The sequence below is a fragment of the Haloarcula sp. DT43 genome (assembly GCF_037078405.1).
Lineage (GTDB): Archaea > Halobacteriota > Halobacteria > Halobacteriales > Haloarculaceae > Haloarcula > Haloarcula brevis.
In genome coordinates, this window is the sequence record NZ_JAYMGZ010000001.1 from 282,427 (window position 1) to 300,500 (window position 18,074).

Here is an 18,074-nt window from a genome sequence, read left to right on the forward strand (position 1 = left end):
GTCCGCTCAGACTGCCTCGGGGCCTTCTTTACCGGTCCTGACCTGGTAGGCGTTGTCCACGGGGAGGACGAATATCTTGCCGTCTCCTTTCTCGCCGGTGTGGGCACCGTCGGCGATGGCCTCGACCACGTCGTCGGCGGGGATGTCCGCGACGACTGTCTCGACTTTGACCTTCTGGTGGAGGTCGACGACGTACTCCTCGCCGCGCCACTGCCCCTTCTTCGCGGGCTGTGAGCCGCGGCCGGAGACGTTCGTCACTGTCAGCGACGGGGCACCGACTTCGGCGAGCGCCTTCTTCACGTCGCCCAGTTTGTCCGGTCGAACCATTGCCACTATCATCTTGATCTCGGTTTCGTCGTTTTCTTCAGTCATCGCTGGAACCTCCGTCAGTCCGCACGTCCGTGCTCACTTCGCCACCGTCGGCGACGACGCTCTCGCCGCCACCGAACTCGGGGTAGGTCTCGACGCCGTGCTCGCTGACGTCCAGCCCTTCCTGTTCGTGTTCGGGCGTGACCCGAGCCTCGCCCATGGCCTTCAGAGCGTACCAGATGATCCCGGTCGTAACGACGGTCCAGACCGTGATAACGGCGACGCCGACTACCTGCGAGATGAACGCGGTCACGACCGAGCCGACCGAACCGGACGTGGCGACGAACGGGAACAGCAGGGTGCCGAGTACGCCGGCGCTCCCGTGGACCGGGAAGACGGCACAGACGTCGTCGATCTTCAGGCGCTTCTCGACGAAGCCGAAGACGACGGGGAGCTGTGCGCCGGCGAGGCCGCCGACCACGAACGCGCCCCACCAAGTGGTGGTGTCCGGGATGGCCGTGATGCCGACCAGGCCGGCCAGCAGGCCGTTCGCGACGTAGAGCGTGTCGACTTTGCCGGTCTTCGCCCACGCGGCGAGTCCAGCGCCCATCGCACCACACGCCATCGCGATGGTCGTCGTCATGGCGACGCGGCCGACGTAGCTGAACGCACCGAGCGCGAGCGTCCCTTCCTCGGTCACCGTGAACACGGACGCGGCGGTGCCGACGTTGAAGCCGTACCAGCCGAACGCGAGGATGAGCGTCCCGAGCACGGCGAAGGTCAGGGAGTGGCCCGGAATGACGTTCGCGGAGCCGTCTTCGTTGTACCGACCCATGCGCGGACCGAGGACGTACGCCGCGGTCAGGCCGGCGATACCGCCCATGCCGTGAACGATCATGCCGCCCGCGAAGTCCTTGAACACCGCGCCACCGAAGCTGAGGTGCGATCCGGCCCACGTGAGACCGGTGACGACCGGGTAGATGACCGCGGCCAGCAGGATCGTGTACGTGATGTACGCGCGGAGTTTCGCGCGACCGGCCACCGCGCCGGAGACGATCGTCGCCGCCGTCATCGCGAAGACGGCGCCGAACAGCCACCCGACGTAGTCGTTGGCCGCCGACGCCCCAAAGGCGGGGGCGAAGGAGCCGGAGCCGACCAGGGAGCTGATGCCCGACCCGATGAGGAAGAACACCGTCACCCCGACCGACCAGGTCAGGAGGTTCTTCGTCAGCTGGTTCGCGACGTTCTTCGAACGCACCTGGCCCGCTTCGAGCATGGCGAAGCCCGCGTGCATGAAGAAAATCAGGAACGATACCACCAGTACCCACAGTAGGTTAACCCCCTCTGCGAGTACGCTTGGGTCCACCTGTAGTGCTGTGTAGCTCATTTCTAGTTCACCTGTTTCGTTTTCTTATCTGCAGGCGTCTGCATGTCCAACTTTGCCCCACTCTTGCTCAACTTCTTCAACTCTTTCACGAGAAATGGTCTGGTAACACCACTACATAAGGTTTGCCTTTATGAATGCGGAAATTGGAGGGGATGCGGTAGACGACCGTCCAGATTATGGTATGATATTATGGATATAAGGTTGTTCTCCGTCAAGAAAGTCCGTATATGCACACTGGAATTCTGGACGTTTGTCGACCCCAGTTCCGGCCTGAGGCGGCCAAATAGGCCGTTTTCGCTTGCGCGCGCCGTCTGGCCGGCGGGTGTTGCCAGCGACAACAGGATTATAGTTCGGGGCGATAGATTCGGATTCAGCATAAATGGTCGGACAAGAGTGGGGATTTGTTGCACAGTGTCTCGACACGGTGGACGATTCGACGGTCTTCCGGGAGGGACGTTGCTGAGTATGGCTTCGGACCACCACCCGTCCGTTCCGGACCAGTCGACGGCCGTGACAGAGGAGCGGGCCGTCGCGAACGCACAGGGCGCGCTGGATGTCGTGCAGGCGGCCTCGGAGACCGTCGGCGAGCAGCTCGCAGCCATCGACGACCGCGCGACGGCACAGGCGTCCGACGCCCAGTGGATCGCCGACGAGGTCTCGTCGCTCTCGGCCACAATCGAGGAAATCGCCGCGACCGCGACCGAAGTCAGCGACCAGAGCCAGCGGGCGACGGACGCGGCGAACGACGGCCGAGAGGCCGCGGCCGACGCAATCGACTCGATGGACGAGGTCCGCGAGCTGGGCCAGGCAGTCGCCGAGGAGGTGGCCGCTCTCCAGGACCGGGTCGACCGCATCGCGGACGCGCTGGCCGGCATCGACCGCATCGCCGACCAGACGAACATGCTCGCGCTGAACGCCTCCATCGAGGCCGCGCGGGCGGGCGACACCACTGACACGGACGGGTTCGCCGTCGTCGCCGACGAAATCAAGGGCCTCGCCGAGGAGTCCCAGCAGCAGGCCGAGGAAATCGACACGACGCTTGCGGCGGTGCGCGACGCCACGGACGACACCGTCGAACAGCTCGACGCGGCCATCGACGGCATCGACGCCGGGGCCGAGCAGGTCACCACGGCGATGGCGCGCCTCGACGACGTGGCCGACACCGTCGCGGAGACGGCCGACGGCATCGCGTCCGTCTCGGCGGCGACCGACGAGCAGGCGACGACGAGCGAAGCGGTCGCCCAGCGGTGTGAGACCGTCTCGGACCGCGCCGCCGCCATCGAGGACGACCTCTCGGAGATACGCGCCGCCCGCGCCGAACAGACCGCCATGCTCGACGAAATCGAGGGCGTGCTCGCCGCCGCCGAGGCCGACCGGCAGGACCGACTGGCGGACGCGCCGACGGTCCCGACCGGCATCGACGGTCTCGACGACCTCTGTGGCGGCGGACTCGTCATGGGTGGCCAGGCCGTGATTCGGTACGCCGACGGGGCGGCTGTCGACGGTACCGTCGCCCAGCTGTGTGCGACCGCCGTCGCCGCCGACCGGGCGGTCTCGCTGACGCCGCCCCCCTCCCTGGACCGGTCGACGCTGGCCGCCGCGTTCGCGGCCACCGACCGCTCGCTCGATGACGCACTGGCGGACGACGACCTGTTCGTCCTGGACCCGTTCGGGCACTGGGACGCCGGGTACAACGTGTTCGACCTCGAACGGACGTCCCTCGCCGACGCCAACGAGACGACGGCCGCCAGGCGGGACGCCCCGCTGGTCATCGTGGGCAACATCCAGGGGGAGATTCGGATGATGGGCGAACAGGCCGCCAGGGAGGCGAGATACGAGAACGACGACGGCGTCTTCGAACCCCGTGACACCGTGGTCAACGTCATCAACGACGACGCGGTCCCGGCGACACTCGCGGCGTTTTACTCCGGCGCGGCCGACCAGGAACTCGCGCTGTCCCGGACCGACGGCCGCGAGTCCCTGACCCTCGCCGCCTCGCCGCGCGGCACCGTCGGTGAGACACGGCCGGTATCGCACCTGTCGGGGCCGCCCTTCCTCCGCGTCCGAGACGACTGATGTTCGGCATCGACGACACTGGTCGGTTCACGTTCGCGACGGACGAGTTTGCCGCGCTGCTGGACCGGACGCCCGACGACCTGGTCGGCACGCCCGCCGCGGCGGTGGTCGCACCCGAAGACCGCGAGACGCTGGCCGCGGCCAGAGCGGCCGTCGGCGACGCGTCCGACCGGGTGACTCGAACCTGTCATGTCACGCTCCCGCAAAGCGACCTCCCCGGTCCGGCGACGATAGAGCTCGCGACCGCGGGAGACGGGGGCGTCGTCGGCTCGCTCTGTCGCGCGGCCGAGGCGTCCGACCCGTTCCGGTACCTGTTCGACCTCATCCAAGACGCGGCCGTCGGCTTCGAAATCGTCAATTACGTCCCGATTGTGCGCACGGTCAACCCCTCGTTCGTCGAAACCTTCGGATACGACCGCGAGACCATCGTCGGCGAACCGCTCAACGACTACATCGTCCCCGGCGACCGCGTCGAGGAGGCGGTCAACTACGACCAGCGGACCGCCGCCGGCGACATCAACTACGCCGTCGTCTCGCGGAAGACGGCCGACGGCTGCCGTGAGTTCATCTACCGCGGAGTCCCGTACGACACGGCCGACGGCCGGCGCTGCGGGTTCGCGATGTACACGGACGTGACCGACAGCAGGCGGCAAAAGCGGCGGCTCCGCGTGCTCCACCGCGTCCTGCGGCACAACCTCCGCAACGAACTCTCCGTCGTGTTCGGGATGTCCGAGTACGTCCGTGCGAACGCGGCCGAGTCGGCCGTCTCGCTGGCCGCGTCCCGCGCTCTCGACGCGGCCGACCGCCTCGCCGCCGTCAGCGAGAAGGCCCGCAACGTCGAGACCGCGCTCGACGGCGACACCAGCCAGTCGGTCGACGCCGCGGCTATCTCCCGGTCCGTCGCCGACTGCTACCCCGACGCGGCGGTCGAGACGGCCCTGCCGGAGACGCTCCCGGTCACCGGCGGGACGGCCGTCTACGACGCCGTCGACAACCTCGTCGAGAACGCGCTCGAACACACGCCCGACGGGACGACCGTCCGCATCGTGGCCGAGCGGGCCGACCAGGACGCGTTCGTCCGTGTTCTCGACGACGGCCCCGGCATCCCGGCCGTCGAACGGGCCGTCGTCTTCGACGACGAGGACATCACCAACCTCCAGCACGGGAGCGGGCTCGGCATCTGGCTCGCCCGGTGGGTCGCCGAGGCGGCCGGCGGCGGCATCGAGTACGAGCGGACCGACGGGTGGACGACCGTCTCGCTCAGACTTCCGGTCTCCGACGCCGACGACGTGCTCACGCTGGCCGACGCCATCGGTACCGAACCGACGCGGCGGTGACTACCGCCTGAGCGCCGCGGTCAGTGCGATTGCGCCCAGCACGACGCTTGCGAGCGCCAGCGGCGACAGCGCCGGGACGTCCAGCTGAAACAGCAGGGTCGTCACGACGACGCTGCCCCCGACCAGCCCCGTCGTCCCCGCGACGTGTGCCAACTCGACGGGCGTCCCGGGCGCTGTCCCCAGGTCCGCGTAGAGGTCGATGGCCGCGTGTGCGAACGTCCAGGCCAGCACCGTCGCGCCGCCGGCGACCAGCACCGTCGTCGTCGTTGCTCCCTGGAGCCCGGCCACCAGTAGCGCCAGGAACAGCGCCGCGCTGGCGAGGTCCACCAGCCGGCCGGACTGCACCAGCTGCCCGCCGGCGAGCAACACCACGCCGACGAGGGCGGCGGCCGTCGAGGCGGCGCTGATACCGGCGGTAAACAGCGTCACGACCCCCGCCGCAAGCGCCGCGCCGCCACAGACGAGCCCGGTTCGGGTCGTCATCGGCCACCTCGCCAGGCCCGCTCGGTGACCCGTGCCAGCGGCTCCGTCGCGCCCCAGTCGTGGACGGTGACGCCGGCCGCCCGCAGCCGACGGAGTCGTTCGCGGCGTTCGAGCCGCGCCAGCCGGTGTCCCGCGGTGTCCGTCGCCGTCGGGTCGGGACTCAGGACCGTCACCGGGTGCCCGCGGGCGGCGAGCCGGCGGACCACCGCCTCGCTGTCGTCGTCACACAGCGGGCCGAGGAAGACGACGTTCGCCGCCGCCGGCAGCTGCGCGACGAGTTTCGCCGTGTCCGGCGTCCGGGTGACCGCCGTCGCGGCGAAGGCGCGGTCGGTCCTGAGCAGGTCCCGAGCCCGTCGCTGGTGGGCGGCGCTCGTCCCCGGTGGGAGCCACGCCCCCTCCGGCGAGTACGCCGCGACGCCGACCTCGTGGCCGTCCTCCGGGAGCCCCTCGACGAGGGCGACGGCGGCCATCGTCGACCGCTCGATGGCCGTCTCGGCGTCCGGCCGCGGGGCCAGCGCGGCGGCCGCCCTGGCGTCGACGACGACCACCACCGTCGCGGACTGCTCGCGGCGGAACTCGACGGTCCGAAGGTCGCCGGTGCGGGCGTACTGGTTCCAGTCGACTCGGGAGAGCGGGTCGTTCGAGCGGTGCTCCCTGACCGCGTAGAAGGACAGTCCCTCGCCGCCCTCGTCGACGGGGACCGTCCCGGGGCGGCGGGCCACCGCCGGGACCAGCGGCAACAGCGCCGACCCCGCCGGTCGCTCCCAGGTGACGGTGTCGGGCTCGGCCGTGACGCGGGTCCGCCGCGCGACCACGCCGACCACGTCCCTGACGACGACCGTCGCCGGGTCGAACACGCAGCGGTCGGTCCCGCCGGTAATCTCGTAGGTTACCGTCGTCGACGCGCCGGGTCGCAGCGCCGTCCCCAGCGACGCCGACCCCTCGACCACCCGAACGGAGTCGGGCACGCCGTCGGCGACCCGGAGGTCGGGAATCGTCCGCGAGCCGTCGTTGCGGACGGTCAGGGCGACGGTCACTCGCTCGCCAAGCGCCGGCTCCGTCGGGGTGAGAGAGCGCTGTATCGACACGTTGGCGGCCGGCGGGACGGCGACGCGGTCGTACGCGCTCAGCGTGACGCCGAGCCCGCCCAGCAACACGAGCGCGGGGACCTGCCCCACCAGCCCGACGCCGACGGCGACAAGCGCGGCCCCGGCCAGCCCGAACCAGCGCCCGGTGCGGTGGGTCTCGCTCATCGCTCCTCGTCGCGCCGCTGGAGTTCGGCCGTCGCGTGCGCGACCCGCCGCTTGAACGGGTCGACCCCCGAGAGCCATCCGGACAGCCGCGCCCGGAGCGATATCGTCGTCCCGTCGAACAGCTCTCGCGCCGGCCCGCTGTCGGCCCACGCGCCCGAGCGCAGCGCCGACGTCGCTTCCTCGGGCGACAGCCCGTCGCGTTCGAGGACGGTGACCGCCACCGCTTCGACGCGTTGCCGGACGGCTTCCCGTCGCGCCCCGGCGTCGAGCGCGTCGTCGATGTCGTCGCCGGGGACCGTCACGTACTGGCTGTCGGTGTCTGGGAGCGCTACCTCGGGCTCGGTGTCGAGGGAGCGAACGAGCAGCGCGAGCAGCGCGACGCCGCCGGCGAAGACGGCCGCGGCGAGTATCGGGAGGTCCGAGACGGCTCCGGCGGGCAACAGCGGCGCGCCGAGTACGGCGAGCCCGACACCGACGGCCGTCGCGGCCAGGCCGACCGCGAGCGGGACCCGGCGCAGCGTCACGGCTCGCCCCCCTCGGCGTCGAGGTCGTCGGGACTGGCCGCGATGTCGGCCCGCTCCAGCGCCTCGCGGGCCCGGCTCTCCAGGTCGTCGTCGGGCCGCTCGCGGCCGTAGCGGACCCGCTCGAACAGCGACCGTAGCGACGCGACGGCGTCGGGGTCGGCACCGGCCGCGGTCGCGTCCGCTTCGACCTCGCCCGGCGTCGACGCGCCGCCGTCCGCCGTCACCGCGTCTTCGAGGGCGGCCCACGCGCGGTACACGTCGTTGGTCAGGGGCACGTCGATTTCGGCGGGGCCGCGAGAAGGGGGCTCCGCGACGTCGGCGGTTGCGACGCCCGGGGTCTCGCCGCCGGTCTCGTCGATGGTCCGGCTCCGGCCGGCCAGCCGCCAGAGGACGGCCAGCCCGACGGCGAGGCCGACCGCGAGCGCGCCGACTGCCGGAGCGGGGACGCTCGGCAACAGCGCGCGAGCGCCGCCGTCGCTCTCGGGCGGGTCGATGCTACCCGGCGGGTCGCCGAGCCCCTGTCCGTCGGGGTTGTCGATTTCGCTGTCGTCCCGGGTCATCTCCGCCCGGTCGGACCCGGTTGCGGCGTCGAGGCTCGCGGCCCCGACGCTGAACGACAGCAGCGCAATCGCGGCGACGACCGCCACGAGGAGGGACTGTCGCTGCATACCGCCACTCCGCCCCTGGCACATGAATAGGTTGGGGACCTGTCGCTCGCTGCGACTCTCCACGGATGCGACAGGCACCGCCGGCCCCGCTCAGAGCCGGTCCGCGAGGTCCTCGGCGAAGTAGGTAAGAATCAGGTCCGCGCCGGCGCGCTTGATGGACAGCAGCGACTCGTGGGCGACCGATTCGAGGTCGAGCCACCCCTTCTCGGCGGCCGCGTGCAACATCGCGTACTCGCCGGAGACGTTGTAGGCGGCGACGGGGTGGTCGTACGATTCCCGGACCGCCCGGACGATGTCTAGGTACGGGAGGGCGGGCTTGACCATCAGCACGTCCGCGCCTTGCTCGACGTCGAGGGCGACCTCGCGGCGCGCTTCGCGCGCGTTCGCGGGGTCCATCTGGTAGTGCCGCCGGTCGCCGAACTCGGGTGCGCCGTCGGCGGCGTCCCGGAACGGGCCGTAGAACGCCGACTCGTACTTCGCGGCGTAGCTCATAATCGGCACGTCGTCGAAGCCGTCGGCGTCGAGGGCCGCACGAATCGCGCCCACCATCCCGTCTATCATGCCCGAGGGCGCGACCATGTCGGCCCCGGCGGCCGCGTGGCTCGTCGCAATCCGCCGTAGCAGGTCGAGCGTCTCGTCGTTGCGCACCGTCAGCCGAGGGTCCTCGGCGGCGTCGGCTTCGAGGACGCCGCAGTGACCGTGGTCGGTGTACTCACAGAGGCACACGTCCGTGATGACGTAGGCGTCCGTCTGGCTCGTGATGCGGCGCGTGGCCTCCTGGACGACGCCGTCATCGGCCCAGGCGCGGGTGCCCTTCGGGTCCTTCGACTCGGGGATGCCGAACAGCATCACCGCCTCGACGCCCGTCTCGCGGACCTCCTCGACGCGCTCGACGGCCTGGTCGACGGGGACGCGCTCGTGACCCGGCATCGTCTCGATGGGGACGCGCTCGTCGGTCGTCGCGTCGACGAACACCGGGGCGATGAGGTCCGCCGCCGAGAGGTCCGTCTCGCGCACCAGCGGGCGAACGCCGTCGGTCCGCAGTCGGCGCGGGCGCTGTGTCATGTCCATACTGGTGGCTCCGGTCGTCTGGGGCATGAACCCACCGCTTGCGACGGCGACCGTGCCGTCGACGGCGCGGGCGGCGGGCCGTGAGTCACTCGCCGTCGACCGTCTCGATTCGCTCGCGGAGCCACGCCGCGGCCTCGGTGACGGCGGCCGCGTCCTCGCCGGTCACTTTCACCCGGCCGGGCGTGTCGTCCTTGCGGGGGTAGCTCCCGACGGCGACGCCGAACCGCTCGCGGGCCTCGGTGACGCGGCTGACCAGCGCCCCTTCTGGCGCAGGCGTACGCAGCGTCTCCGTCGTCCGGTCGCCGTCGAAGTCGTCGGCGACGGTCTCGTACATCGCCTGCAGTTCCTCGGGGATGCCCGGCATGACGTATACGCCGTCGACGACACAGCCGGCGGCGAAGCTCTCGTCGGTCAGCAGGGGCTGGCCGCCCTCGGGGACGGACGCCCACGCGTCGAGGTCCAGGTCCATGTCGTAGCGGTCCACCATCTCGGGGTTGTCGGCCGCGAACTGCTCGGCCTTCGCTTCGAGGTGTGCCCGCACGTCGTCGGGAACGACGAGTTCGCGGCCGAACGCCCGCGCCACGCCCGCCTTCGTGACGTCGTCGGGCGTCCCGCCGATGCCGCCGGTGACGATGACCGCGTCGAAGGTGTCGTGGTACCGGGCGACGGCGTCGGCGATGACCGCCTCGTCGTCAGGCACGGTCAGGACGCGAGCGACGCTCGCGCCGGCCGCCGTGAGTTGACGGCCCAGCCACGACGCGTTCGTGTTCTCCGTGTCGCCAGCGAGCAGTTCGTCACCGACAGTGAGCAGTGCGACCTCCATCATCTCGCTGTGAGTGTCTGTCGGCGTTAAGGGTTTGGCCGGCAAGCAACCGTGGGGCGGACCCTGAATATATATTAATGGTATATTATGCCATTAGCTCTAGTCTAGCCATATTTCGGTAACATACATATGGCAGGTCCGCCAACCCCGAGGTATGGTACTTGTCACCAATTGTGCCGACTGCGTCAAACGGGTCTACCCGAACCGCAACCGCGCGCCGAGTACGGACCGCGACGACACCACGCCGGCCGAGGAAGCGTCCACACCGACCGCCGAGACGCTGACAGACTGACACCGCCGTCCCCTGTCAGTCAGGCAGCGACAGCAATGGAACGCAGCCGACAGCAGTCCGGACCCGGGTCGTTGCTCCGGCCGCTCTCGACACCGGTGTTCGCGCCCGTGACGCCGGGTCAGTCCTCCTCAGATAACTCGGACTCCAGCGCTTCGACGCGGCGTTCGAGTTCGGAAACCCGCTTCTCGTAGCCGCGCTTGCCGTCGAGAACGTTGTAGACGAGAACCATGCCGGCGACCGGCAGTCCGACGTACACCGCCAGTACCACGACCATGACGACGAGTTCCGTTGCACCGGGCAATCCTGCGACTACGGGGAGGGCCATAGCGGTCGTTTCCCGCTCACGCACTTGGGAATTCGTATTCGAGCGGTCACGTTCCGGCGTCCCCGACCGCCTCGGCCAGCAGTTCCGTCACGCCGACGATGTCGAGGTCGTCCTCGTAGCCGCCGGTCTTGCGGCCGTCCTCGTACATCGTCATGCACATCGGGCAGGCGACGACGAACTTCTCGACGGCGTCGCCGGCCTCGGTGTCCTCTATGGCCTCGCGCAGGCGCTCCTCGCTCGGTTTGGTCTCCTCCTCGAAGTCCATCCAGAGGCCGCCCCCGCCCCCGCCACAGCAGAACGAGTCGTCGCGGTTGCGCGGCATCTCGTAGAGGTCGGCCCCGGTCGCCCGGACGAGGTTCCGCGGGGCCTCAAACTCGCCGTTGTACCGCCCGAGGTGGCAGGGGTCGTGGTAGGTGACGGTGTAGTCGAGTTCGGTGCCGGAGAGGCCGAGCGCGCCCGACGCCGCGAGGTCCGCGACGACCTGCGTGTAGTGGAACACGTCGTCCTCGCCCCACCCGCAGGCCTCGAACTCGGGGTACTCGTTCGTGAAGGTGTTGTAGGCGTGGGGGTCCGTCGTGACGATTGCCTCGAACTCACAGTCGGTGATGGCGGCGGCGTTGTCCTCGACGAGCATCTCGTAGAGGCCCTCCTCACCGACGCGGCGCACGTCGTTGCCGTCGGTCTGCTCGGCCTCGTAGAGGATGCCGTAGTCGACGCCGGCGGCCTCGAAGACGCGTGCCAGCGCACGCGCTATCTTCTGATTGCGCTCGTCGTAGCTGGGGTAGTCGCCGACGTACCAGAGGTACTCGACCGGGTCGTCGCGGGCGTCCGGCACCTCGAAGTCGAGGCCCTCGGTCCAGTCCGGTCGGGCGCGCTCGGGGTCGCCGAAGGTGTTGCCGTGCTGGAACACGTTCATCATCGCGTCCTGGACGTGCTCGTCCATCTCGCCGGCCTCGGTCAGCCGGCGGTTCATCTCGGTGAACTGCGTGACGTGTTCGATGTCGACCGGGCAGGCGTCCATGCAGGCCATGCAAGACATGCAGGACTCCATGGTGTGGGCGTCGATGACCGAGGTGCCCCCGTCGGCGACGATGGGCACGTCCTCGCCGCCGGCGTCTCGCTCCTCGCGGTAGCGTTTCAGGTCGAGGATGACGTTGCGCGGGTCGAGCGGTCGGCCCGCCTCCTTCGCGGGACAGACCGACGAACACCGGCCGCACTTCGTGCAGGCGTCGTGGTCGAGCAGCTGCTTCCAGGAGAAGTCGTCGATGTCGCTGGGGCCGATGTCCTCGGGGGCGGCGTCGCTCGGCACGCCCGGGAGTCGGACGCCCGCCTTCTCGTCGCGGGCGACGAGGTTGGCGAACGAGGAGAGCATGTGGAACGGCTTGGCGTAGGGAATCCAGGCGACGAACCACAGCGCCACGAGCGCGTGGCTCCACCAGACGAACGGGTACGCGCCCGCCGCCATCACGGGCGTCATCCCAGCCGCGGCGAGCAGTTCCTTGACCGACCAGCCGACGAAGCTCACCGTCTCGAAGGACACGTCCCGGACCGCCGACGTGCCGAGGATGCGGACGCCCTCGGTGAGGTAGCCGCCGACGCCCAGCACGAACAGCGCGCCGAGAAAGAGGTCGTCCTCGCGGGCGGTGTGGCGGTCGTGGAGCCGCTCTAGCCGGCGGCCGTAGCGTCGCCACAGCGCCACGCCGACGCCGACGACGAACAGCAGCCCCATCGCGTCCATCACGAACGAGTAGGAGAGGTAGAACCGCCCGACGAAGAAGGACTCGCCGGTCAGCGGCCGGTAGAGGTCCATGTCGATGCCCAGTATCGTCGTCCCGACGAGCAGCGTCAGGAAGCCCCAGACGACGAAGGCGTGCATCACGCCGGCGACGGTGTCCCGGTCCAGTTGCTTCCGGTTCGAGAGCGCGAGTCGCGCCGCCGCGAGCGTCCGGCCGGGCAGGTCGTCCAGCCGCTCGAACGGGTCGTCGCTCCCCCGAGCGTAGCGGCTGACGCGCTCGTAGACGCCGTACAGGAAGACGAGGACAGCGAGCGCCGCCAGATAGTAGAAGACGGCCTTCCCCACGTCGCCGACCCGCCAGAACGTCGGGCGCGTGGTCGTCTGGAGTATCGATGACATACGGTAACACGTGTTTCGTGCCTGCTTAAATCTTGCCACGCCCCGTCGCCGTCCTGCGAGAATTCGAGCGCCGTTGAAAGTTTCTCCAGTTACGTTGCCCAGCCGACAGATATATGCCGCCCGAGACGTAGTCTCAAGTTCGATGGACGAGAAGACCGAAGAACTCCGTGACATCTTCATGGACGTCTCCGGCGAGGAGGCCGTGACGGAGTCTCAGGAGGCGTCGAGAGGGTCCCTGGCCGACACTGACGAGGCCGGCGTCGCGGACCGACTCGGGAACGTCGTCGCGCGGATGCGGGACCGCTACGACTTCCGGACCGACCTCCCCGACGATGCCCTCGTGACAGTCGTCAGACTGTTCTACGAGGGGAGCGACGACGCGGCCATCGCGGCCGAGGTCGGTGCGGACGAGCCCGACGCCGTCGAGGCTCGGCTCGACCTGCATCTCCTCCGCGACGAGGACACGGAGGCACCGTTCGACCTGGCCGAGTTCCGCCGCCGTGTCGCCAACGACGACCCGTCCGTCGCCGAACTCGCCGCCGAGTTCGACATCGACGAGTCCTGGGCCGCCCACTACCGGCGCGTCGTCGCCGCACAGGACGCCGCCCGGCGGGTGTCCCACCGCTTCCAGAGCGAGTTCGAGGACGTGCTCACCGACGCCGGGCTGTCGACACAGCACGCCGCCGCCCTCCGCGAGGACGGCCTCGACGAGGCCACCGAGGACATCGACTCGCTCGACTCCGACGCCGACGTGTCGATGTGACACCAGCCGTCGTACCCCGCTCCCGACAGACGAACCTTTTTGACCGAAAACGCGGCCATCCGGAGCCATGCCGACCCACACGTTCAGAGAACTGGAGACGGCCGCCTACTGCCCGCGGAAGCTCTACTACCGCCGCCGCGACGGGGCGACCGAGGTGCCCGACGGGATAGACGCGGTCCGGCGGCTCGCCCGCGAGTACGAACGGCTCTTGACCGACGACGCCGCCCTGCTGGCCGCCCCAATCGAGGTGGGGCCGGACGAGTACCGCGACCGGATTCGGGGGCTCCGGGACCGACTGGCCGACTGGGACGCGCTGGTCGCGCCGGCGGCGACCGACGCGTACCTCGAAGGAAAAGACGCCCGGGGCATCGCGCACAAACTCGTCGCCGGGCAGGACGGCCCGGCCCCGTCGCTCGTCTTCGCCGGTCGGCCGCCCGAAACGGGCGTCTGGGAGCCCCAGACCGTGCGGCTGGTCGCCGCCGCGAAGGCGCTGTCCTGGGAGCGCGAGCGCGACGTCGACCACGCCTTCGCGGAGTATCCGGCCTACGGCGTGATTCGACGCGTCGACGTGAACGCGCGGCGGGCCGGCGTCTACCGCCGGGCCGTCAGGACCGCCGACAGCATCGATGGACCGCCGGGTCGGGTGCGCAACGACGCGAAGTGCGAGCCCTGTGAGTTCGGCGACGACTGCGGGGTGAAGACGCGGTCGCTCCGGTCGATGCTGCGGTGAGGCGGCCGGCACCGTCCCGGTTGTCAGTTCCGGGCTTCGAGCCACGACTCGACGGCGTCGGCGCGTGCGCCGCGGCGGTGTATCGTCCCGGCAGCCACGTCCACGACCGTCGAGCCGGTCCCGCCGTCGGTCTCGCCGGCGTCGAGCACGACGGCGGCGCGTTCCCGGATTGCGTCGAGGTCGTCGACGGTTCGGGCGCTGGGACTGCCGGAGATGTTTGCGCTCGTGGCGGTCAACGGCCCGGTCTCGGCGAGCAGTTCGAGCGCCAGCGCGTGGTCGGGGACCCGCACGCCGACGCGGTCCCGGCCGGCGACGAGCACGTCCGGCACCGCGTCGCGGCGCTCGACGACGACCGTGACCGGGCCGGGGAGGAACTCGCGCATGAACGCCAGTTCGCGGTCGCTCGGGCGCGTGTACTCCCGCGCCGTCTCGACGTCCGGGACCGCCATCGAAACCGGCTTGTCCCGGTCGCGGCCCTTCGCCTCGAAGACGCGCTCGACGGCGGCACCGCTCAGGGCGTCCGCGCCGAGGCCGTAGACCGTCTCCGTCGGGTAGACGACGAGCTCGCCGGCCCGGACCGCCGCCGCGGCCTCGTCGACCGTCGCCATCGTCAGAGCTGGGCTTCGACCGCGTCGTAGTCGGGGAAGTCGGGCCACTCCGCGGCGACCCAGGCGTACTCGACGGTCCGGTCGCTATCGAGGACGAACACCGACGGGCGCGGCTCCTCGATGCCGGTCATCCCGTCGAGGTCCATGGCGATGCCGTACTCCCGGGCGACGCCGTTGGCCGGGTCCGAGAACAGCCGGTAGTCCCCTTCGATGTCGCGCTCTTCGAGCAGTTGCTTGTGCTCGTAGGGCGTCGAGATGGAGACGCCGACGACGGTGGCCTGCTCGTGCCACCCGCGGTCCCGAATCTCGTTCCAGATGTACGTGGCCGGGAACGCGCCGTCCATCGCGTGAAACACGAGCACGACCCGGTCGCTGTCGGCACACAGCGACGAGAGCGACTCGTCTTCCCAGAACTCGTCGTTGACCAGCGGGCGCGTGAAATCCGGCGCTGTGTCGCCTTCTTCGGGGTGGTCGGACGGGTCGAGGTCGACGACGTCGAACCCGAGGTCCATCAGGCCGCACCCCCCGCGTCGCCGTACGTCCGCTCCAGATACGCGACGATGTTCGCGCTCTCGGACATCGTGACGCCAGTGTTCTCGTCGACGATGGCCGGGACGGTCCGTTTCCCGGACAGCCGCTTGACCACGTCGCGGTCCGAGTGCATCGGCTCGACGAACCGCGACTGGTAGTCGAGGCCGTACTCGTTCAGTTTCCGGACGACGCGCTCGCAGAACGGACACGCCTGCAGCCGGTACAGCGTGATGTCGGACTCGCTCATACTCTGTGGGGGATACGCGCGAAGGCCGGGTAAGGGCTTCGCTGGCGGCCGCTCCATGACAAGCCTTAATCCCCGCCCATTACAACTTCGACCGTTGATGGCCCTGGACCCACCTGCGCCGTTTGAGCTGTCTACAGCGACGTTGCAGGCTATCGAATACGCCGGCGTCACGATTCCCGAAACCGTGGTGCTGGTCGGTGGCGTCGCTACTATCGTCCTTCTCATCGTTCTCTCGGCGTTCTTCTCGTCCTCGGAGATAGCGATGTTCTCGCTGCCGGCCCACCGGACGGAGGCCCTCGTCGAGGACGGCGTCCCGGGCGCGAGGACGCTCAAGCGACTCAAGGCGGACCCCCATCGCCTGCTCGTGACCATCCTGGTCGGGAACAACCTCGTCAACATCGCGATGTCCTCCATCGCGACGGGGCTGCTGGCGATGTACCTCTCTCAGGGACAGGCCGTCGCCGTCGCCACGTTCGGTATCACCGCCATCGTGTTGCTGTTCGGCGAGAGCGCCCCCAAGAGCTACGCCGTCGAGAACACCGAGTCGTGGGCGCTGCGCATCTCCAGGCCGCTGAAGTTCGCCGAGAAGGTACTGCTCCCGCTCATTCTCCTCTTCGACTATCTCACCCGCGTCGTCAACAAGATAACTGGCGGCCGGTCGGCCATCGAGACTTCCTACGTCACCCGCGAGGAGATACAGGACATCATCGAGACGGGCGAGCGCGAGGGCGTCCTGGACGAGGACGAACGCGAGATGCTCCAGCGCACCCTGCGGTTCAACGACACCATCGCCAAGGAGGTGATGACCCCGCGGCTGGACATGACCGCCGTCGCCAAGGAGGCCTCCGTCGAGGAGGCCCTGGAGACGTGTATCCAGAGCGGCCACGCCCGCATCCCCGTCTACGAGGGGAGCCTGGACAACGTCATCGGCGTCATCCACATCCGCGACCTCGTCCGGGACCTCAACTACGGCGAGGCGCTGGCCCGCGACATGGAACTCGAGGACCTCATCGAGCCGACCCTGCACGTCCCCGAGTCGAAGAACGTCGACGACCTGTTGACCGAGATGCGGGCCGAGCGTCTGCACATGGTCATCGTCATCGACGAGTTCGGGACCACCGAGGGGCTGGTGACGATGGAGGACCTGACCGAGGAAATCGTCGGCGAGATACTCGAAGGGGAGGAGGAAGAGCCCATCGAGTACGTCGACGACGACACCGTGACGGTCAAAGGCGAGGTCAACATCGAGGAGGTCAACGAGGCGCTGGACCTGGACCTCCCCGAGGGCGAGGAGTTCGAGACCATCGCCGGCTTCATCTTCAACCGTGCGGGCCGGTTGGTCGAGGAGGGCGAGACCATCACCTACGACGGCGTCGAAATCCGCGTCGAGCAGGTCGAAAACACGCGCATCATGAAGGCCCGCGTCGTCCGCCTGGAGACCGACGAGACGGAGTCGGTCGACGCCGAAGAGGCCACGGACTGAGGCCGTAGCAGTCGTTTTACGTCGGTCGCCCACGACACCGGTAGCATGGGGTACCACCATATCTCCGTCGACGACATCGAACCGACGCCGGACCGACCCAGCGTCCAGCGGTCGATAAGCGACGCGGCCGACCTCGAAAACGTGGCCGTGAACCGCTACGAGGTCGCCCCCGGCGAGGACATCCCGCTCGCGTACCACTACCACGACGACCAGGAGGAACTGTTCTACGTCCTCTCGGGCACGCTGGCCGTCGAGACACCGGAGGGAACCTACGAGGTCGGCGAAGACGAGGTGTTCGTCGTCGAACCAGACAGCCCCCAGCGGGCACACAACCCCGAGTCGGCGACCGACCCGGTTCGGGCCCTCGCAATCGGGGCCCCTGCGGTGGATGACGCCCACCCCTACGAGCAGGAGTAAGCCCGTCTCGGGGGCGCTACTGCAGCGTGATGGCGTAGGTCAGCGCGAACAGCAGTATCGCGCCCGTCGCGACGTTGATGGCCGTCAGCTCCGCCGCCCCGATGACGCTCAGCCCCCAGACGAGAGTGGCCGCAAACGCCGTCGAGAGCACGACGTTCATCGCGATGAGCACCTGCGGGTCGCCCTGTGACCCACTTGCCCCCTCCTCGAACCCGCTCGCGTCGCTCATGCCCACGACCACGGACGGGACGCCCCTTAGCTCTTTGGCACGGGGGCCGAAAACGGCGTATGGACGTTCGGAACCGCGACGGGGACCCGGTCGACCCGGTCCCGTTTCTCGTCTGCACCGCGATGGCGGTGATGCTGCTGTTTTCGGTCGGCCCGCTGTACGGCCTCGCCTACGGGCTCCCGGTGTGGGCCGGTCTGGTAGTCGCGACAGCCGGTTCCGTCGCCGTCGCCGCCGTCGCGTACCATCGGCTGGTCTGGACTGCCTCGCCGCCCTGGGTCCGGATAGCGCCGGGACTCCGGTTTCAGCGCCTCGTCTACATCGGCGTCGGCTTCGCCCTCCTGTTGCTCGCCGTCTCCGTCCCGCTGGCCCTGTGATTTACCACCC

The 18,074-nt window shown here is 69.3% G+C and carries 22 protein-coding genes; 8 read left to right on the plus strand and 14 right to left on the minus strand.

What is annotated here, in order from left to right:
- Positions 1-6: 6 nt before the first annotated feature.
- Both VI123_RS01490 and VI123_RS01495 read right to left on the minus strand, forming a co-directional pair.
- Positions 7-372: a P-II family nitrogen regulator gene (locus tag VI123_RS01490; protein WP_336336306.1), complete on the minus strand. Its 366-nt coding sequence runs from the start codon at positions 370-372 to the stop codon at positions 7-9.
- Positions 365-1,696: an ammonium transporter gene (locus VI123_RS01495; protein WP_336336307.1), complete on the minus strand. Its 1,332-nt coding sequence runs from the start codon at positions 1,694-1,696 to the stop codon at positions 365-367. Before VI123_RS01495 ends, VI123_RS01490 begins: the two co-directional genes overlap by 8 nt.
- Positions 1,697-2,161: 465 nt before the next feature.
- Between VI123_RS01495 and VI123_RS01500 the strand changes: the two genes are divergently transcribed.
- Both VI123_RS01500 and VI123_RS01505 read left to right on the plus strand, forming a co-directional pair.
- Positions 2,162-3,772 carry a methyl-accepting chemotaxis protein gene (locus VI123_RS01500; RefSeq protein WP_336336308.1) on the plus strand — a complete coding sequence of 537 codons (1,611 nt, stop codon included), beginning with the start codon at positions 2,162-2,164 and terminating at the stop codon, positions 3,770-3,772.
- On the plus strand, positions 3,772-5,109 hold the full coding sequence (locus VI123_RS01505; RefSeq protein ID WP_336336309.1) for a sensor histidine kinase: 1,338 nt from the start codon (positions 3,772-3,774) through the stop codon (positions 5,107-5,109). The genes VI123_RS01500 and VI123_RS01505 overlap by 1 nt, the downstream gene beginning before the upstream one ends.
- Here VI123_RS01505 and VI123_RS01510 read toward each other — a convergent pair whose 3' ends face one another.
- The 6 genes from VI123_RS01510 to VI123_RS01535 form a co-directional block, all read right to left on the minus strand.
- The gene (locus VI123_RS01510) at positions 5,110-5,592 is read right to left on the minus strand and encodes a DUF7519 family protein (RefSeq protein WP_336336310.1); all 483 of its coding nucleotides are present in this window, start codon (positions 5,590-5,592) and stop codon (positions 5,110-5,112) included.
- The gene (locus VI123_RS01515) at positions 5,589-6,845 is read right to left on the minus strand and encodes a DUF58 domain-containing protein (protein ID WP_336336311.1); all 1,257 of its coding nucleotides are present in this window, start codon (positions 6,843-6,845) and stop codon (positions 5,589-5,591) included. Before VI123_RS01515 ends, VI123_RS01510 begins: the two co-directional genes overlap by 4 nt.
- A complete protein-coding gene (locus tag VI123_RS01520) occupies positions 6,842-7,369 on the minus strand; it encodes a DUF7269 family protein (protein ID WP_336336312.1) in 528 nt (175 codons plus the stop codon). The genes VI123_RS01515 and VI123_RS01520 overlap by 4 nt, the downstream gene beginning before the upstream one ends.
- On the minus strand, positions 7,366-8,037 hold the full coding sequence (locus VI123_RS01525; RefSeq protein ID WP_336336313.1) for a DUF4129 domain-containing protein: 672 nt from the start codon (positions 8,035-8,037) through the stop codon (positions 7,366-7,368). The genes VI123_RS01520 and VI123_RS01525 overlap by 4 nt, the downstream gene beginning before the upstream one ends.
- A 90-nt stretch (positions 8,038-8,127) precedes the next feature.
- Entirely contained in the window at positions 8,128-9,108 is a 981-nt protein-coding gene (gene hemB, locus VI123_RS01530; RefSeq protein ID WP_336336314.1) for a porphobilinogen synthase, read from the minus strand.
- Between the two features lie 85 nt (positions 9,109-9,193).
- Positions 9,194-9,931, minus strand: a complete 738-nt coding sequence (locus tag VI123_RS01535; protein ID WP_336336315.1) for a competence/damage-inducible protein A — start codon at positions 9,929-9,931, stop codon at positions 9,194-9,196.
- Between the two features lie 154 nt (positions 9,932-10,085).
- Here VI123_RS01535 and VI123_RS01540 point away from each other — a divergent pair, with 154 nt between their 5' ends.
- Positions 10,086-10,223, plus strand: a complete 138-nt coding sequence (locus VI123_RS01540) for a hypothetical protein (RefSeq protein ID WP_336336316.1) — start codon at positions 10,086-10,088, stop codon at positions 10,221-10,223.
- Between the two features lie 118 nt (positions 10,224-10,341).
- On the opposite strand, the gene VI123_RS01545 is transcribed toward VI123_RS01540, so the two are convergent.
- Together VI123_RS01545 and VI123_RS01550 are read right to left on the minus strand one after the other, a co-directional pair.
- Entirely contained in the window at positions 10,342-10,548 is a 207-nt protein-coding gene (locus VI123_RS01545; protein ID WP_336336317.1) for a hypothetical protein, read from the minus strand.
- A gap of 46 nt (positions 10,549-10,594) precedes the next feature.
- Entirely contained in the window at positions 10,595-12,682 is a 2,088-nt protein-coding gene (locus VI123_RS01550; protein WP_336336318.1) for a (Fe-S)-binding protein, read from the minus strand.
- Positions 12,683-12,824: 142 nt separating this feature from the next.
- Between VI123_RS01550 and VI123_RS01555 the strand changes: the two genes are divergently transcribed.
- Together VI123_RS01555 and VI123_RS01560 are read left to right on the plus strand one after the other, a co-directional pair.
- Positions 12,825-13,445 carry a conditioned medium-induced protein 4 gene (locus VI123_RS01555; RefSeq protein WP_336336319.1) on the plus strand — a complete coding sequence of 207 codons (621 nt, stop codon included), beginning with the start codon at positions 12,825-12,827 and terminating at the stop codon, positions 13,443-13,445.
- 67 nt (positions 13,446-13,512) lie between these two features.
- On the plus strand, positions 13,513-14,175 hold the full coding sequence (locus VI123_RS01560; RefSeq protein WP_336336320.1) for a CRISPR-associated protein Cas4: 663 nt from the start codon (positions 13,513-13,515) through the stop codon (positions 14,173-14,175).
- Positions 14,176-14,198: 23 nt separating this feature from the next.
- Here the strand turns inward: VI123_RS01560 and VI123_RS01565 are convergent, their stop codons facing one another.
- Genes VI123_RS01565 through VI123_RS01575 form a run of 3 tightly spaced genes read right to left on the minus strand, consistent with a single transcriptional unit; the run spans position 14,199 to position 15,561 of the window.
- On the minus strand, positions 14,199-14,783 hold the full coding sequence (locus tag VI123_RS01565; protein ID WP_336336321.1) for an L-threonylcarbamoyladenylate synthase: 585 nt from the start codon (positions 14,781-14,783) through the stop codon (positions 14,199-14,201).
- Between the two features lie 2 nt (positions 14,784-14,785).
- Positions 14,786-15,295, minus strand: coding sequence for a redoxin domain-containing protein (locus tag VI123_RS01570; protein WP_336336322.1), 510 nt, complete (start codon positions 15,293-15,295; stop codon positions 14,786-14,788).
- The gene (locus VI123_RS01575; RefSeq protein ID WP_336336323.1) at positions 15,295-15,561 is read right to left on the minus strand and encodes a glutathione S-transferase N-terminal domain-containing protein; all 267 of its coding nucleotides are present in this window, start codon (positions 15,559-15,561) and stop codon (positions 15,295-15,297) included. Before VI123_RS01575 ends, VI123_RS01570 begins: the two co-directional genes overlap by 1 nt.
- Before the next feature lie 97 nt (positions 15,562-15,658).
- On the opposite strand from VI123_RS01575, the gene VI123_RS01580 reads away from it, so the two are divergent.
- Together VI123_RS01580 and VI123_RS01585 are read left to right on the plus strand one after the other, a co-directional pair.
- Complete coding sequence (locus VI123_RS01580; protein WP_336336324.1) at positions 15,659-17,044, plus strand: hemolysin family protein; 1,386 nt, start codon at positions 15,659-15,661, stop codon at positions 17,042-17,044.
- Between the two features lie 45 nt (positions 17,045-17,089).
- Positions 17,090-17,461 carry a cupin domain-containing protein gene (locus tag VI123_RS01585; RefSeq protein ID WP_336336325.1) on the plus strand — a complete coding sequence of 124 codons (372 nt, stop codon included), beginning with the start codon at positions 17,090-17,092 and terminating at the stop codon, positions 17,459-17,461.
- Between the two features lie 16 nt (positions 17,462-17,477).
- Here the strand turns inward: VI123_RS01585 and VI123_RS01590 are convergent, their stop codons facing one another.
- Positions 17,478-17,690, minus strand: a complete 213-nt coding sequence (locus tag VI123_RS01590; protein WP_336336326.1) for a hypothetical protein — start codon at positions 17,688-17,690, stop codon at positions 17,478-17,480.
- A 59-nt stretch (positions 17,691-17,749) separates the two neighbouring features.
- Here VI123_RS01590 and VI123_RS01595 point away from each other — a divergent pair, with 59 nt between their 5' ends.
- On the plus strand, positions 17,750-18,064 hold the full coding sequence (locus VI123_RS01595) for a hypothetical protein (RefSeq protein ID WP_336336327.1): 315 nt from the start codon (positions 17,750-17,752) through the stop codon (positions 18,062-18,064).
- Positions 18,065-18,074 lie beyond the last annotated feature (10 nt).

Excerpts from the sequence above, each read along its gene's own strand:
- VI123_RS01540 (WP_336336316.1), top strand. The coding sequence starts at position 10,086 with ATGGTACTTGTCACCAATTGTGCCGACTGCGTCAAACGGGTCTACCCG.
- VI123_RS01550 (WP_336336318.1), bottom strand. The coding sequence starts at position 12,682 with ATGTCATCGATACTCCAGACGACCACGCGCCCGACGTTCTGGCGGGTC.
- hemB (WP_336336314.1), bottom strand. The coding sequence starts at position 9,108 with ATGGACATGACACAGCGCCCGCGCCGACTGCGGACCGACGGCGTTCGC.
- VI123_RS01565 (WP_336336321.1), bottom strand. The coding sequence starts at position 14,783 with ATGGCGACGGTCGACGAGGCCGCGGCGGCGGTCCGGGCCGGCGAGCTC.
- VI123_RS01545 (WP_336336317.1), bottom strand. The coding sequence starts at position 10,548 with ATGGCCCTCCCCGTAGTCGCAGGATTGCCCGGTGCAACGGAACTCGTC.
- VI123_RS01555 (WP_336336319.1), top strand. The coding sequence starts at position 12,825 with ATGGACGAGAAGACCGAAGAACTCCGTGACATCTTCATGGACGTCTCC.
- VI123_RS01580 (WP_336336324.1), top strand. The coding sequence starts at position 15,659 with ATGGCCCTGGACCCACCTGCGCCGTTTGAGCTGTCTACAGCGACGTTG.
- VI123_RS01575 (WP_336336323.1), bottom strand. The coding sequence starts at position 15,561 with ATGAGCGAGTCCGACATCACGCTGTACCGGCTGCAGGCGTGTCCGTTC.
- VI123_RS01560 (WP_336336320.1), top strand. The coding sequence starts at position 13,513 with ATGCCGACCCACACGTTCAGAGAACTGGAGACGGCCGCCTACTGCCCG.
- VI123_RS01515 (WP_336336311.1), bottom strand. The coding sequence starts at position 6,845 with ATGAGCGAGACCCACCGCACCGGGCGCTGGTTCGGGCTGGCCGGGGCC.
- VI123_RS01595 (WP_336336327.1), top strand. The coding sequence starts at position 17,750 with ATGGACGTTCGGAACCGCGACGGGGACCCGGTCGACCCGGTCCCGTTT.
- VI123_RS01585 (WP_336336325.1), top strand. The coding sequence starts at position 17,090 with ATGGGGTACCACCATATCTCCGTCGACGACATCGAACCGACGCCGGAC.
- VI123_RS01500 (WP_336336308.1), top strand. The coding sequence starts at position 2,162 with ATGGCTTCGGACCACCACCCGTCCGTTCCGGACCAGTCGACGGCCGTG.
- VI123_RS01495 (WP_336336307.1), bottom strand. The coding sequence starts at position 1,696 with ATGAGCTACACAGCACTACAGGTGGACCCAAGCGTACTCGCAGAGGGG.
- VI123_RS01590 (WP_336336326.1), bottom strand. The coding sequence starts at position 17,690 with ATGAGCGACGCGAGCGGGTTCGAGGAGGGGGCAAGTGGGTCACAGGGC.
- VI123_RS01490 (WP_336336306.1), bottom strand. The coding sequence starts at position 372 with ATGACTGAAGAAAACGACGAAACCGAGATCAAGATGATAGTGGCAATG.
- VI123_RS01525 (WP_336336313.1), bottom strand. The coding sequence starts at position 8,037 with ATGCAGCGACAGTCCCTCCTCGTGGCGGTCGTCGCCGCGATTGCGCTG.
- VI123_RS01535 (WP_336336315.1), bottom strand. The coding sequence starts at position 9,931 with ATGGAGGTCGCACTGCTCACTGTCGGTGACGAACTGCTCGCTGGCGAC.
- VI123_RS01505 (WP_336336309.1), top strand. The coding sequence starts at position 3,772 with ATGTTCGGCATCGACGACACTGGTCGGTTCACGTTCGCGACGGACGAG.
- VI123_RS01510 (WP_336336310.1), bottom strand. The coding sequence starts at position 5,592 with ATGACGACCCGAACCGGGCTCGTCTGTGGCGGCGCGGCGCTTGCGGCG.
- VI123_RS01570 (WP_336336322.1), bottom strand. The coding sequence starts at position 15,295 with ATGGACCTCGGGTTCGACGTCGTCGACCTCGACCCGTCCGACCACCCC.